This window comes from Chromobacterium sp. Rain0013, assembly GCF_015291765.1.
Classification (GTDB): domain Bacteria; phylum Pseudomonadota; class Gammaproteobacteria; order Burkholderiales; family Chromobacteriaceae; genus Chromobacterium; species Chromobacterium haemolyticum.
Map to the genome: position 1 here is coordinate 1,890,111 of NZ_CP031514.1, position 12,686 is coordinate 1,902,796.

The window sequence follows — 12,686 nt, forward strand, 5'->3', positions numbered from 1 at the left end:
ATACACTGTAACCATCGCTGTGCGTCCCGTTGTGGCTTGGGGCGAGCGCGCAGTTTTTGACCGAGCCGCAAACAATAAGATTACTGACACCGATGCCCTTCAATTTGCCGATATTCCTGACCTGGCTCAGGGTTGCCCTGATCCCTATCTGCGTAGCGGTTTTCTTTTTGCCGGATTCCGTTCTGCTGCTGCAAAGCCGCAATCAGGTAGGCGCCGCCATCTTCGCATTGGCGGCGATCACCGATTGGCTGGATGGCTACCTGGCGCGCAAGCTGGGGCAGACCTCGGCCTTCGGCGCCTTCCTGGACCCGGTGGCGGACAAGCTGATCGTCGCCGCGGCCTTGATCCTGCTGGTTCAGATGGGGCGCACCGAGGGCTGGATGGCGATGATCATCATCGGCCGCGAGATCGCGATTTCCGCGCTGCGCGAATGGATGGCGGAAATGGGCACCCGCAAGAGCGTGGCGGTGGCCTATATCGGCAAGCTCAAAACCACGGCGCAGATGGTGGCGATTCTATTGCTGCTCTATGCCGGGCCGCTGCTTCCCGGCGTCTCCACATTAATTTTGGGCAACGCCTTCATGGTTTTGGCGGTGATTTTGACTTTGTGGTCAATGGTTTATTATCTTCGGATGGCCGCCAAGGAGTTTTCCGGGAAAAAAATTGATGTTTGAAGTGTTGACAGTGCCTGATAAATCCTTATAATTCGCATCTCTCAGCGCTGCTCCAGCAGCAGCGAAGAGAAAGCAGAAGTGTTGCAGCAGTTTTGAATGCGGGAATAGCTCAGTTGGTAGAGCGCAACCTTGCCAAGGTTGAGGTCGCGAGTTCGAGCCTCGTTTCCCGCTCCAAATCCTCTGCAATAGCGTTATGCGACGCGGGAATAGCTCAGTTGGTAGAGCGCAACCTTGCCAAGGTTGAGGTCGCGAGTTCGAGCCTCGTTTCCCGCTCCAAAACTTCTGCAATAGCATTGTGCGACGCGGGAATAGCTCAGTTGGTAGAGCGCAACCTTGCCAAGGTTGAGGTCGCGAGTTCGAGCCTCGTTTCCCGCTCCAACGTCCACATGCTTGTTGTTGCCGTACCCTGCGGGAATAGCTCAGTTGGTAGAGCGCAACCTTGCCAAGGTTGAGGTCGCGAGTTCGAGCCTCGTTTCCCGCTCCAAATTCACAACGGTCAGCGTAAGCTGACAGTTCGCCGGTAACGGCGGGGTAGCAAAGTGGTTATGCAGCGGATTGCAAATCCGTCTACGCCGGTTCGATTCCGACCCCCGCCTCCAGTTAAAGCCCCGTAAGTCAAAGACTTACGGGGCTTTTGCTTTGTCTGGCCCTTGCTGTCAACCACCGAAATCCTAGCTTTTCCCCGTCCTTTTCGGCCCTTAACCACTCGCTTAGAGCGGTAAACCACGCGTAGACTATAGTTTTTGCCGACTACGCGAGTTTGCATGGCCACAAAACGTCAGCGCCCCAGTGGTTCCTGGGAGTTCATCGTCCGCCGCAAAGGCGTCTTGCCGCGCCCCGTATCCCTCACCTTCGAACGAGAGGAGGAGGGCGACAATTACTGCGCCAGGTTGGAAGCACTGCTGGACCGCGGCATTGTGCCGCCCGAGCTGCTCAACGAGAAACCGGACATAGCGACCATCCGCGATGCGATCCGCGACTATCTAGTGCAGGTCGCCGTTGCGGAGTCCGACAAGCCCGTGCTGGCCACGTTAGCCGGCAAGGTGGGCGAGATTGAGCTGCGCACGGTCAACTACTCATGGGCGGAAAGCTGGGTTCGCAGCATGAAGCAAGATGCAAAGCTCTCGCCTTCCACCATCCGTCACTATGTAGGCTCGCTGGCCCGCTGTTTTGACCACCTTACCCGACGACCGAACAGCACATTTGTCACCAACCCGCTGCGACTACTGCCCAAGCGCTACGCAACCTACAACGACGCCGATGCCGCAGTGCTCCGCGCGACAGCAAAGGAGGGGAAGGCGGTACAAGTGCCGGTTGATGAATGGCGGGACAGGCGGTTGGCGCCAGATGAAGAAAAGGCCGTGCGTGGCATCATGGATGGCCAGAAGCCGAAGGGCCGCCAGCGCGCCCTTGCGTTGCGCTGGCAAGGGGCGATTGAGCTGCTGTTCGAACTAGCGATTGAAACCGGTATGCGCTTGCGCGAGATGTACACCTTGACGCTGGATCAGATCGACACTGAACGCCGAACCATCTTTTTGGATAAGACCAAGAACGGGGACAAGCGACAGGTGCCCTTGACGTCCATTGCGCTGGGGGCGTTGGCGCGATACCGCTTGCAGGTAGACACTGGCGAACGTGGGATGGCTGGCTGGAAGTTTGACGGCGGTCGACTGCTACCATGGTGGAATGGCAACGACAGCCCCATGGCTTTAAAGCAGACCACCGCCTTGCTTTCGCGGCAGTACGCGCGGATTTTCGAGGCGGCTAGATGTGTGGACTTCGGCTTCCATGACTTGAGGCACGAGGCGACAAGTCGTATTTTTGAGAGGACCAAATTGTCTGATCTACAAATTGCAAAAATTACGGGCCATAAAGATCCGAGAATGTTGGCGCGATATGCAAATCTGCGCGGAAGTGATTTGGCTAATCAACTTTGGTAAATTTATGAAAAATCGCTATTTATTTCTTGTCGGCTTTGTAACCTCTTTACCCTTTTTGATTTTTGTTTTCTTTTATAGACATTATTTCGATGGCTCTCTTTTAGTTGAAAATGATAAATGGGCCAGTTTTTTTGCCATGATTTCAGGTGTGGGCGCTGTAGCATCGCCCCTTGCGACTGTTTTGACAATATACTATTTGAACAAACAGTCAAGAATGGATGCTCTTGAACGTGTTAAAGAGCTTAACAGAGCAGATTCCTTTCAAGAGCTAAAGTCATCAACTGATATGGTTGTTTCACTTGTGACGGAGAAGTACTCCTCTGGGTTTGTTGCTAATGAATTGAAAAAAATCCTTTCTCAAATAGGAGTATTTAATCCACAAATTATAGGCTCACAAATAGTGTCTCATTTTCAAGATATAACGTTAAACCTTTCAAATGGAAAGGAGCTTCTTGTATATAACAACATGGAGTTTGGAACCTGGGCTAATTGTCTTTTGAATGTTCAGAATGAATATGGTGTTAAGTATGTTGCTAGATCTGACTCCTATTTTGGTACAAGGGTGAGAAATATTAGGCAGCAGTGTGATCTTGCTTATTTGTATGCTGATAAATGTAGAGAAAGTGGCGTCGATGGGCATGTTGTTCAACTTAGATTAAATAGAATTAGTGATATAAATTTGTGTATGAAAAAGGTTGAGGGGTTTTTGGAGTAAGCTCAACCTCTCTTAACTTTAAGTGGCATTCTCCAGCGCATCTAGATCAGGCCGGTGACGTCGATGGTTATTGCTTGTTCCTGCAGCTTTTGCTGCAGTTTTGACGCGCGGCTGCGTGCCATTGCTTATCAATTTAATGGCTTCTGCTCGGGCAATGCGCTCATTTGTTTGTCTCCGAACCTCATCGCGCAGATAACCCAGCACATCATCGCGGAGAAACACCCAGGCCACGCCTACCTTGCAACCGGGTAGCGCACCCTTGTCCGCCAGCTCCCTGGCCGTTTCCGTGCCGATATTCATCAGGCCGGCGGCTTCGTCGAGATTCAGCGTTTCTTTCATCGTCTTTTCCTTCATCAATTCCCTGGCGGCCATAGGCGAGCGGCCTTGCCGGCTTATCAGAGAACGGCGCACCCCAGTTGATTGGGCTGGCCGCTCGCCTATGGCCGCGGTTGCGGCCGGGGTTTAGATGGGCTCCACCACCATGGCCAGGCTGGCGCGCTCTTCGTCCAGGATCTGGAAGCAGTCGCGGCCTTGGCTGTCGCGGCCGTTTTGCACCAGCTGGCGCTCCAGGGTGTTGCGCACCAGGGCGATGACGTTGCCTTGCAGCTGCAGCAGGTCAATCGGCAAGCGCAACACGATGAACGGGACAGCGCCCGGGCCAGCCTCGGCCGTGGCGTCCAGCTCGATGTCGCGAAGGCGTCGGGCGATGCGTTCGGCGCGGTCGATGTTGTGAAGCTGGCCGTTGACCGCGTCCAGCTCGGCGCGGAATTTGCCGGTTGCGGCTTGCACCAGGCGGGTGTAGAGATTGGTTTGCACGTTCATATCTGATCCATCCCCAAGAGTTGTTTGCACCGGCCCCACTTTTCGCGGGACTCCGCATACGCTTGCTGAAACTGCTGTAACGCTTCGTCGTATCCACCTTCATCGATAAGCTGCAGGCACACGACACGCGCCAGACAGTCGCGACGACTATTCACCTCTTTGCCTTGCTCGATCAGCAGGCCGGCCATTTCATACCTGCTCGGCCCATACACTTCTAGCTGCATGTTCCCTTCCTCCTCACTGGACCCGAGCGGTGAACTTCCGCGCGCGGTCGATTGCGTTGTTCAGTTGGCGGGCGATGGGCTTGCTGCTGCCGCCCTCGGCGCGCCAGCGGGCGCCCGGCCGTGGCGCGTCCTGGCTTTGCAGCAGGGCGGCCATGCGGATTTCGTTGATGTGTTCCAGGCCGGCCGCCGGCGCCATGCGCTTGAAGCGCTTGGTCAGGCGCTGGCTGGTCAGGCGCAGCACGGTGTCGGCGCGCTTCCGCTCCGCCTGCTGCTGTGCTTGCTGCACCCAGTCGTCGGCAAAGCGCATGAACTCGCTGATCTGTTGCTGGAACTGCCGCTGAGCGGCGCGGCCTCGCTGCTGGCGGGCGCGGTTTTCGGCTTCCGGCAGAAAAGCGTCGTCCTCCGGCCGCGTGCTCATGTAGATGTCCATCTCCGCCGCTTCGGCCGCGATGCGCTGGGCGTCGCCCGGCTGGGCCGGAATCGGGGTGAATTTCGTTTCCGTAGAGTTATTGACACGAGTCCAAGGGACGCTTTCGCGCCCTAAAATCCCAACCCCGCGCTTGATTTCCCATGTGTGCATCCGAGTCACCGCCAGCTGCCCGCCGTCCACTTCAACAACACCAAACAGCCGCTTCTGTCCCGGCTCGCCGTAGCGGTTGGTGGCCGGCGCGCTGTCCTTGGCCAGCCGCAGCGGCATGTTCTTGCGGCTGGCCTCATGGCCGCCCATCACCTCGACGAAACGCCCCCAGTTGCCGGCGTCCGCCGCGGCGGCGGCGCGCATCAGCACGTCCTCGGCGTCCGCGTAGTCAATACGGCGCAGCTCGCGCCACACGCCCACCGGCGGGCCGCCCACTTGCTGAAACTGACGAATGCCCCAAGTGCTGGCCCAGGCGTCCACGCGCTGGGCGGTAACGGTGGCATCGGTGGCGTAATCCTCGGCCAGCGTCAGGCCGTCGTCGCCATCCGGCCGGCCGCCAACGGCTTCATAGTCCTGGCCGATGGAAAACCCGTCTTGCCGGGTGCCGTCCACGTTCTTGGCGATGTATTTGGCGATGTAGCCGGCAGCGGTGCCCCGGCTCCAATCAATGCGCTTGAAGTCCACACGGGCCTTGATGGCCTTCCACACCCAGCGCGAACGCTTGCCGTTCCAGAAGGCCTTCTCCCAGCCGATGGCCTCCGCCAGTTTGGCCAGCGGTTCCTTGGCGCCGGCGGCCTTTTGCTTACGCGCCATGGCCATGGCGTCGGCCCTCGTCAGCGCGTAGCGCAGGCCCAGCTCCTGGCGGTCCTCGCGCACCGCATGACGCGCCACGATGCGGCGAAACTCGCGCACATGCTCAGGCTTCATGAAGAACAAGCCGTGATAGTGCGGCGTGCCGTCGTGATGCGGCTCCGCCACCCGGAAGCCGAATATCTTGATGTCGGCGCGCGCCAGGCTGGCGCCAATGCGTGACCACACCCCGCCCAGGTAATCCCGGGTATCGGTGGGCGTGCTAACGCCGTCGTAATGGGGATTGCGTTGACCGCTGGCCGCCACCCGTGGGTGGAAACGGCTGGGGGCAGTAAGAGTGATGAACTCGCCGGCCAGCTCCAGGCCGATGGCGATATGCTCGAAACCCGCGATGCGACACATCAGCTCGGCGCGGCGGATGCGCGGATTGCTCATGCCGGCGTCGGCCACGTCGGCCAGGTTGAATTCCTCGCCCAGCTCATTGATGGCGGTCAGCGCCTCCAGCAACGCACGGTTGCGGCGCTTTTGCTCGCGACGGCGCGTCACCGCGTCGTGGCTGGCGTACAGCGCATGGCGTTTGTGGACCAGGCCCAAGGCGATAGACAAGGCTTCCGCCTTGCGGGCGTTCACACGGCGCAGGTTCCGGCGCCACCACAGCGAGCAAGCCAGGCGCAGCTTGATGCCGCCGTCAGTGTCCGCGTTGGGCAGCGCAATGCCGTGCTCGCTGCAGAAGCGCTCCAGGTCTTCCATGCTGGCGCCGTCTCGGTGCAGCGCTTCGGCCTGGCTGGCCTTGGCCTTGGCGTATTCCACCAGCTGGCTTTCGCTGGCGCCAAGCTCCAGCGCCTTGGCCGGGAAACGGCCCACCAGCTCGCGCAGGTAGTTGTTCGCCTCCGCCTCGCGGCCATCGTCCAGTACGCCCTTGCGGCCGGTGAGGTTGCGGTTGCGCCGGCGCAGCCAGTTGCGGCGCACCGCCCGCTGCAAGTGGCGCGGAAAGTGGCCAATCTTGGCCTGCGCCCAGCTGTCCGGCAGGTGGCTCAGCTCCGGCATCTTGGATGTCATGCGGCTGCGTCCTGGCTATGCGGCAGCGCTGCCGGCGCTTCCACGTCTACAGCACCGGCGGCCAGCCGCGCCGCGGCGTGCTCGCTCTCCGCCAGCAGGGTTTCCAACTGATACCAAAGCTGCCCCATCCCCGTCATGCCCAGGCCCAGGCCGGCCAGCGGCAGGCGATGCAGCGCAGCCATGCGGACGATCTGCTCGCGCACCCCGGCCATCACTTTGAGCCCGTCTTGCATATCGGCGATGGCCTCCAACTGCGCCAGTGTCAGCACCTTGGACTGCAAGGCACGCACCGACTGCAAGTGCTGGACCGCGCGGCGGTCTTCTGTTTGGGCGGCCAGCCGCTGGCGGGCCTGCTGGAATGCGGCGTAGGACATGACGGTTTCCTCAGACGGGCAGGGTGAACTGGAGCACCACCAACAGCGCCAGCACCAGGGCGGCGGCGATGGCCGGGCCGTTGCCAGCCGGCTGGCGCAGCGGCGCGGTGTAGCAGCCGGTGCCGTTTTGGAAGCGGACGTAACGCAGCTTTTTCATGGGGTTCTCCAGTTTTTGGGCGTAAAAAGCCCCCTCGCGCCGCGTGGGTGCGATTTTTTTGCAAGGGGGAACGGGGTTAAATCAGCTCGTCAGGCGAGGCCGGGCAGCTCCAGCTGCCTATCGTCAATCGGCGTTCTCAAGCCCAGGCGCGTGCGCTTATGCTCGATGGCGCAGGACTCGCTATAGGTTTTGAACGGCTTGCCGCAGTTCTCGTAATCGCCGCACTGGTAGTAGGTTTCCCTCACCGTTTCCGTCAGCATCCGGCTGGTGCGCGCGTAGGAGACAAAGCCGCAGTATTTGCACGGGTACGCCATGCCTCAGCTCCGGCAAAACAACTGAAAGGTCAGCTCGTTCATCTGCACCGTCTTTGCGCAGATATCGTGCTGGATGCGCTCCAGGCGGCGGCGCTCGCGGCTGTCCACCTCGCCGTCGCGGGTGGCCTCGCGCCACTCGCGCGCCAGCCGCGCCACGTCTTCCACCAGCTCCATGTACAGGGTCTGGATTTCCTCGTTGTCCACCCGGGCCGCATCCGGCATGCGCACAAACACGCCGCCGCTGTCCATCGCCACCGCCTCGGCAAACAGCGTGGAGCCGTGGAAGGCCTGCATCTGCATCGCCTCATGCAGGCTGACTTCTTGGCCCCGGCGCTCGTAAACGCGGTTCTCCAGCGCGTCCTTGGTGATCCCCAGCGCGGCGGCCATCGCCGGCCATCCGCCGGGCATGCCCTTGCACATCTGTTGGTAGCAATTTCTGAAGTTGTCCATCGGGTATCACCAAAAATCTAGAGGTCTTGTGGTTTCCAGGCCGCGGCGGCTTGGCTACAGTTCAAACATGGCCGGCGCGGCTGGCTTTCCAGGCGGCCAGGCCCAGCAGGTAGATGTCGCGGGCCAGCTTGCTTTCGGAATAACCGGTGTCCGCGATGGCCTGATCGAACTCGCTGCGTTCTGCTTGCAGCAGGCGCATCTGCACCGGCTTGACCTTGGAAGTCCCGCGCGGACCGTAAGCGCGGCGCGGGCGTGCTGTCTGTTCGGCGTTTTGCATGTGAGTTACACTCTCAAGAATGTGAGTTATGTGTAAATGTTACTCGCTTTGGCGAGTGTGTCAACTATTGGACTCGTATTTGTGAGTATCGCTACCCGATTGCGCGAAGAAAGATCACGCCTAAAGCTGACTCAGACCGAAGCTGCAAAAGCCGGCGGAATTGGTTTTACTGCATATCAAGGCTATGAGCGTGGGGACCGCTGGCCCAACGGAGAGTGTCTTGCGCTCTGGGCTTCTGCTGGGTTTGATGTGCTTTACATCTTGACCGCACAACGCAACAGTTCTGATCTTTCCCCAGAAGAGAGCGCTGTCCTTGCTTCCTTTTCTCAGCTTGATGAGCGCGGCAAGCACTTCATTTCTGATGTGATGCAGGCCTACAACAAGGCCCACAGCTAAGTCCGCAGGATGTGGGCTGGATGTGGAATTAAATTCGTTAGCTTTTGGGGTGTCTCAGCAGGGCAGTGATGGAGCGTAGCTTGTCAATTTCAGATCGGTTGAAACAAGAGCGCAGCAGACTGGATATGATCCAGATGGATGCAGCTAAAGCAGCAGGGATAAGTTATGGCTCGTATTTCTCATACGAAAAAGGAACCTGCACCCCCAATGCCGAAGTGCTCTCGAAACTCTATTCCGCTGGCTTCGATGTCGCCTACATCATCACCGGCAAGCGCGACGACTCGAAACTGTCACCTGAAGCCCACACCCTTCTGAACCAGTTCCAGCAACTGGACCCGCACGGCCAGCGCCTGGCCCTCGGGGTGATGCAGCAGATCCATCAAAACCTGGCAGAATAGTCAGTTTCAGAGTCAATGCCATCGCCCGCACTTGTGCGGGCGTTTTGTTTTGTGATTTGATAAATGCCATTGTGCTAATTTGTTTGGGCGTTTGTCGCAATATCACCAAACACAGCGGAGCAGTGCGAGTACGAGATATTATTTTTACTGACAATGACATTGTGACAAAATTTAAATGGGAGATCTTGTGAGAAATTTCAGAGTTAGACCTGCCTTGCTTGCAAGTCCATTTGTCTCTGTTAATGGTCAGTGGTGTGGAATTGCATTTGGGCAGAATGGATTTAATGTATTACCAAGTAATTATGCTGAAGTAACTCCTCTTCATTACGACTACCTCAGGCGACATTACCATTTAAATGACTTTGGGGGGGCTGGTTTAAATGCAAGTGCTTCATCACTGACGCAAACAACATGGTATGCTGGCCATTATCCCAGAGAGGCGTTGCACATAACTTTATATTTGAGTGATGCTGGGGGGTTTTTATATCAGGTTTTAAGTGGTAGTCGTGATTTTGATTGGGATTTTTTGTGGAGGGCAATAAGGGAAATGTCCTTGGTTGCAAATCAAATATTTTCTGATGTATGTTATATTTTTGGCGTGGCATTTAATGGTGTGTATTATGGTACTTATTCAGCTGATTGTCTGGATAGTGAAAGACATTTTTTCATTTTTTAGGGCGCTTGTTTGGGTTGGTGGTGAATCGTAATTTTTAAGCGAGTTGTATTTCAATGTTTATTGTTATGGTGCGCGACTGCTAGCTATGTTGTGGTTGTTATTGCTCCATATTTGTAAATCCCAAAAGATGAAAATAACGGCAAGAAAAAACGAATCAGTTTGTTGAGGCTCGATGACGGTACGGAGATTGACATGCTGGAAGAGGTGTGGTTTTTGACCAACCCACAAAACTCGCTGTATGTGTTGGAAGGCGGCAAAGAGGTTGAGTTGTACGTGGTCAACGCCTCCCCCAAGTACCTGAAAACCTATGCGGACGGACTACTGACCAATAACTTGCTTTCCTTGCCACGCATTTAGTCAACAGGAAACCACCAACGCCCGGCATTGCACCGGGCGTTTTGTATTTCCTAAGTCTTACTCTTTCGGTTCTACCGACAGAAAGATCATGCCCAGGGCAGGGACGGCGCTGAGCTCCACCGTCTTGCCGTTTCGCTCTAGCTTGACCGGTGTCGGCTCATCCCGGTTTTTCTGGACATTCTTGGTCAGCTTGCGCATCGCGCTGGTGAACCAATTGACCGCATTGTCCTTTTTGCCATTCCACTCGGGATAGGTGTTGGCGAACATCGCCGCGGCAGTGACGGCGTTGAGCATCAGCGATGCATTGTCGTCATTGGGCACGCCAAAGACCAGGGTGTAGCGGCTGAGGTTGTGGGGCTCGCCAATAGCCTCCAAGGTCATGATCTTGTTGATGGTCAAGATTTCCCGGCGCGTGCCATCCCGCAGCGGGGAGTCTTCGCGCTTGGCTATCTCGATTTCGCCCACCAGTTTGGCGGTGGAGAGGCCAAGCGTCTTTTGCTGGGCTACCTTTTCGGGTGGCGGCGTGGGCTGTGCGGCCGGCTTGACCTCGGGCTTGGCTGCGGGTGCGGCTACCATCGGCTCGGCCTTGTTTTTGGCCTGAGCCTCTACCTTGGCTTCTGTCTTCGTGTCCGGCTCCGGCGCGAGGATACCCACGGTCAGCAAGAAGGAGAGCGCCGTGGCGATCCCGCTGAGCGATACGACCACCGCGCCATGATATTGCTTACCGCGCAGCCACTTGCTTAACAGCTTCCAGACCACCACGGCCACGACTATGGCCGCAATCAATATGAGCAGGTTTTTCATTGCGAAGGCATCTTGAAGTTCTTATCGGGCTCCCATTTTACATCTTGAAACAAATTAGCTCTATGTGAATAACATTTTGTACAATGATGGCTTAACTCATGGTCATGCATGCGCGTCAATGGCGCGAGACTTCAGAATGAGCTCAGGGAGGCGCTGTGGTCGTCCACGATAAGGCAGACGGCTGCCACTTTCTGTCGTCCAGCCTGTCTGCTGGCGGGGCATGTTCGATGGCATCTTGTCTGCAGATCCATCACCAATACGTTCAAGGAATGAAACACGATGGCCTTTGATTTCAAAACCGCCCCCAAAGAAGCGCTCAAGGCGGAATACGACCGTATCGCCAAAGAGATTGGCGACGATCAGTTTTTTACCAAGAAGGAGCTGAACCACTTGCCGGAGGTGTTGGCCGATGGGGAGCAGGTGCTGGCGTTCACCTCCGGCATCATGGACGGCAACACTTGGCTGATTGTGCTGACCGATCACCGCATTCTGTTTCTTGATAAAGGGATGATTTTTGGTCTGAAGCAAACCGCGATTGAGCTGGACAAGGTTAATTCTGTATCTGGAAGTACTGGCTTGCTGTTTGGCAAGATCCTGATCCAGGATGGCGCATCCGAGCGCAAGATAGACAATGTCTGGAAAAAGACCGTGGTGCCGTTTACCAACAAGGTGCGGGACGCGATTAATGCACGGAAGCATCACCAACCACAAGTTGCCTCTTCGGGAGCCGATCCAGTGGCTCGGCTTGAGAAGCTCAGTGTGATGAAAGACAAGGGACTGATCACTGATGCAGAGTTTGCCGAACAGAAAGCCCGCATCCTGAGCTCTATTTAAGAGAGCAATCATGCTTTACTTTTGAACTCCTAAAAGTAGGAGCTGGATAGCTGTCTGTGTATCTGAAGTGATGGGGGAACCAAATGAAAGTGCCGGCAGAACAGTTTCGTGGCAATCTCGATGATTTCGTTATCTACGATAATATGGAGGATATTAGGCAAATTCCAGGTTACACGGAACGTATTGACCCTGGTGAAGATGAGATATCTTCAATATCGGCCTTTTATAAGTTAAGAGACAACAAGCGAACCCCCTGTCAGAAATTGGGTTGCAGTCAGCCGCATGGGACAGGCTATGTTATTCGTCTTAAATCAGGGCGGGTGTCTAATATTGGAAATATCTGTGGGCGTGACTTTGATCCAGAAAACTTCATTGCTCATGTTAAGTTGGCTAAGAATAAAATTCGCCATTTAGAGGCGTTTAATTATATTCAAAATTTGAAAAATGATGTTGAGACCTATGTTGGTTTGGTGGAGTGCATCAAGCAGGAGGCAAGGAATTTTATGATTGCTCGTGGTGAGTTTAAAAACTCAATTGAGCAAGGTGATAAGGTTGTTGGTTATTTGAAGGCGATGGCGAACCGTTCTGATTATGCGGTGCACCATACCAGAAGACTTACAGACGAAGAGTTTGAGGCTGAGAAAAAAACTAAAGAATTTCCGCAAAGGCAGGTATCTGAAATTATTGGCTATTTGGCGAACGCAAAATGTTTTGCTTTTGAAGAACATAAAGTGTATCTGCTAGCGAAGAATGCTCTTAGTTCCTTGCAGAAGATAGATTTACAAACGAGTACAGCGTCTGATTTTATCAATGTCTCCAAGGATGTCATGGAAATTAGGCAATGGCTTGCTCAAATAAAAGAAGCGCAATCTGATCTTGATAAATTCAAGAGCAATCCAAACAACATCAACCTGCTGCCCTATATAGTTTAGTTTTAGGATTGTCTTGGCGGTTCTAAGACAGGTCTCAACGGGTATTCAAGGGAGA

19 protein-coding genes and 5 tRNA genes are annotated in these 12,686 nt (G+C 55.6%); 14 read left to right on the top strand and 10 right to left on the bottom strand.

All coding sequences use genetic code 11. The annotated features are described in order from the left end of the window. Positions 1 to 92: 92 nt before the first annotated feature. The 8 genes from pgsA to DXT74_RS08895 all read left to right on the top strand — a co-directional run bounded on the left by pgsA (position 93) and on the right by DXT74_RS08895 (position 3,329). A complete protein-coding gene (gene pgsA, locus DXT74_RS08860) occupies positions 93 to 674 on the top strand; it encodes a CDP-diacylglycerol--glycerol-3-phosphate 3-phosphatidyltransferase (protein ID WP_019100077.1) in 582 nt (193 codons plus the stop codon). A gap of 98 nt (positions 675 to 772) precedes the next feature. Further along, positions 773 to 848, top strand: a tRNA-Gly gene (locus DXT74_RS08865). 26 nt (positions 849 to 874) lie between these two features. Then, positions 875 to 950: transfer RNA gene (locus tag DXT74_RS08870), tRNA-Gly, on the top strand. A gap of 26 nt (positions 951 to 976) precedes the next feature. After that, positions 977 to 1,052, top strand: a tRNA-Gly gene (locus DXT74_RS08875). Positions 1,053 to 1,082: 30 nt separating this feature from the next. Then, a tRNA-Gly gene (locus tag DXT74_RS08880) sits at positions 1,083 to 1,158 on the top strand. A gap of 41 nt (positions 1,159 to 1,199) precedes the next feature. Then, a tRNA-Cys gene (locus DXT74_RS08885) sits at positions 1,200 to 1,273 on the top strand. A gap of 165 nt (positions 1,274 to 1,438) precedes the next feature. Continuing rightward, on the top strand, positions 1,439 to 2,614 hold the full coding sequence (locus DXT74_RS08890) for a site-specific integrase (protein WP_194427761.1): 1,176 nt from the start codon (positions 1,439 to 1,441) through the stop codon (positions 2,612 to 2,614). Between the two features lie 4 nt (positions 2,615 to 2,618). Then, positions 2,619 to 3,329: a hypothetical protein gene (locus DXT74_RS08895; RefSeq protein WP_194427762.1), complete on the top strand. Its 711-nt coding sequence runs from the start codon at positions 2,619 to 2,621 to the stop codon at positions 3,327 to 3,329. 18 nt (positions 3,330 to 3,347) lie between these two features. Here DXT74_RS08895 and DXT74_RS08900 read toward each other — a convergent pair whose 3' ends face one another. The 9 genes from DXT74_RS08900 to DXT74_RS08940 form a co-directional block, all read right to left on the bottom strand. Beyond that, positions 3,348 to 3,668, bottom strand: coding sequence for a helix-turn-helix domain-containing protein (locus tag DXT74_RS08900; RefSeq protein WP_196783848.1), 321 nt, complete (start codon positions 3,666 to 3,668; stop codon positions 3,348 to 3,350). 123 nt (positions 3,669 to 3,791) lie between these two features. Continuing rightward, positions 3,792 to 4,151: a hypothetical protein gene (locus tag DXT74_RS08905; protein ID WP_194427763.1), complete on the bottom strand. Its 360-nt coding sequence runs from the start codon at positions 4,149 to 4,151 to the stop codon at positions 3,792 to 3,794. Further along, the gene (locus tag DXT74_RS08910; protein WP_194427764.1) at positions 4,148 to 4,375 is read right to left on the bottom strand and encodes a hypothetical protein; all 228 of its coding nucleotides are present in this window, start codon (positions 4,373 to 4,375) and stop codon (positions 4,148 to 4,150) included. The genes DXT74_RS08905 and DXT74_RS08910 overlap by 4 nt, the downstream gene beginning before the upstream one ends. A 13-nt stretch (positions 4,376 to 4,388) precedes the next feature. Further along, positions 4,389 to 6,662: a replication endonuclease gene (locus tag DXT74_RS08915; protein WP_194427765.1), complete on the bottom strand. Its 2,274-nt coding sequence runs from the start codon at positions 6,660 to 6,662 to the stop codon at positions 4,389 to 4,391. Next, the gene (locus DXT74_RS08920) at positions 6,659 to 7,036 is read right to left on the bottom strand and encodes a hypothetical protein (RefSeq protein WP_194427766.1); all 378 of its coding nucleotides are present in this window, start codon (positions 7,034 to 7,036) and stop codon (positions 6,659 to 6,661) included. Before DXT74_RS08920 ends, DXT74_RS08915 begins: the two co-directional genes overlap by 4 nt. 10 nt (positions 7,037 to 7,046) lie before the next feature. After that, the gene (locus DXT74_RS08925) at positions 7,047 to 7,193 is read right to left on the bottom strand and encodes a hypothetical protein (protein ID WP_194427767.1); all 147 of its coding nucleotides are present in this window, start codon (positions 7,191 to 7,193) and stop codon (positions 7,047 to 7,049) included. Positions 7,194 to 7,282: 89 nt separating this feature from the next. Then, positions 7,283 to 7,507 (bottom strand): ogr/Delta-like zinc finger family protein, encoded by a 225-nt coding sequence (locus DXT74_RS08930; protein ID WP_114155420.1) that lies wholly within the window; start codon positions 7,505 to 7,507, stop codon positions 7,283 to 7,285. Between the two features lie 3 nt (positions 7,508 to 7,510). After that, positions 7,511 to 7,957, bottom strand: a complete 447-nt coding sequence (locus DXT74_RS08935) for a YmfL family putative regulatory protein (protein WP_194427768.1) — start codon at positions 7,955 to 7,957, stop codon at positions 7,511 to 7,513. 61 nt (positions 7,958 to 8,018) lie between these two features. After that, the gene (locus DXT74_RS08940) at positions 8,019 to 8,234 is read right to left on the bottom strand and encodes a hypothetical protein (protein ID WP_114153384.1); all 216 of its coding nucleotides are present in this window, start codon (positions 8,232 to 8,234) and stop codon (positions 8,019 to 8,021) included. Between the two features lie 81 nt (positions 8,235 to 8,315). On the opposite strand from DXT74_RS08940, the gene DXT74_RS08945 reads away from it, so the two are divergent. The 4 genes from DXT74_RS08945 to DXT74_RS08960 all read left to right on the top strand — a co-directional run bounded on the left by DXT74_RS08945 (position 8,316) and on the right by DXT74_RS08960 (position 10,061). Continuing rightward, positions 8,316 to 8,630, top strand: a complete 315-nt coding sequence (locus DXT74_RS08945; protein WP_162787999.1) for a helix-turn-helix domain-containing protein — start codon at positions 8,316 to 8,318, stop codon at positions 8,628 to 8,630. A gap of 68 nt (positions 8,631 to 8,698) precedes the next feature. After that, entirely contained in the window at positions 8,699 to 9,028 is a 330-nt protein-coding gene (locus DXT74_RS08950; RefSeq protein ID WP_194427769.1) for a helix-turn-helix domain-containing protein, read from the top strand. 175 nt (positions 9,029 to 9,203) lie between these two features. Beyond that, a complete protein-coding gene (locus tag DXT74_RS08955) occupies positions 9,204 to 9,704 on the top strand; it encodes a hypothetical protein (RefSeq protein ID WP_194427770.1) in 501 nt (166 codons plus the stop codon). Between the two features lie 159 nt (positions 9,705 to 9,863). Beyond that, positions 9,864 to 10,061 carry a DUF3892 domain-containing protein gene (locus DXT74_RS08960; RefSeq protein WP_370551745.1) on the top strand — a complete coding sequence of 66 codons (198 nt, stop codon included), beginning with the start codon at positions 9,864 to 9,866 and terminating at the stop codon, positions 10,059 to 10,061. A 57-nt stretch (positions 10,062 to 10,118) separates the two neighbouring features. Here DXT74_RS08960 and DXT74_RS08965 read toward each other — a convergent pair whose 3' ends face one another. Continuing rightward, positions 10,119 to 10,865, bottom strand: coding sequence for a hypothetical protein (locus DXT74_RS08965; RefSeq protein WP_194427772.1), 747 nt, complete (start codon positions 10,863 to 10,865; stop codon positions 10,119 to 10,121). 279 nt (positions 10,866 to 11,144) lie between these two features. Here DXT74_RS08965 and DXT74_RS08970 point away from each other — a divergent pair, with 279 nt between their 5' ends. After that, on the top strand, positions 11,145 to 11,699 hold the full coding sequence (locus tag DXT74_RS08970; RefSeq protein ID WP_194427773.1) for a PH domain-containing protein: 555 nt from the start codon (positions 11,145 to 11,147) through the stop codon (positions 11,697 to 11,699). 83 nt (positions 11,700 to 11,782) lie between these two features. Beyond that, positions 11,783 to 12,631, top strand: coding sequence for a hypothetical protein (locus DXT74_RS08975; RefSeq protein WP_194427774.1), 849 nt, complete (start codon positions 11,783 to 11,785; stop codon positions 12,629 to 12,631). Positions 12,632 to 12,686 lie beyond the last annotated feature (55 nt).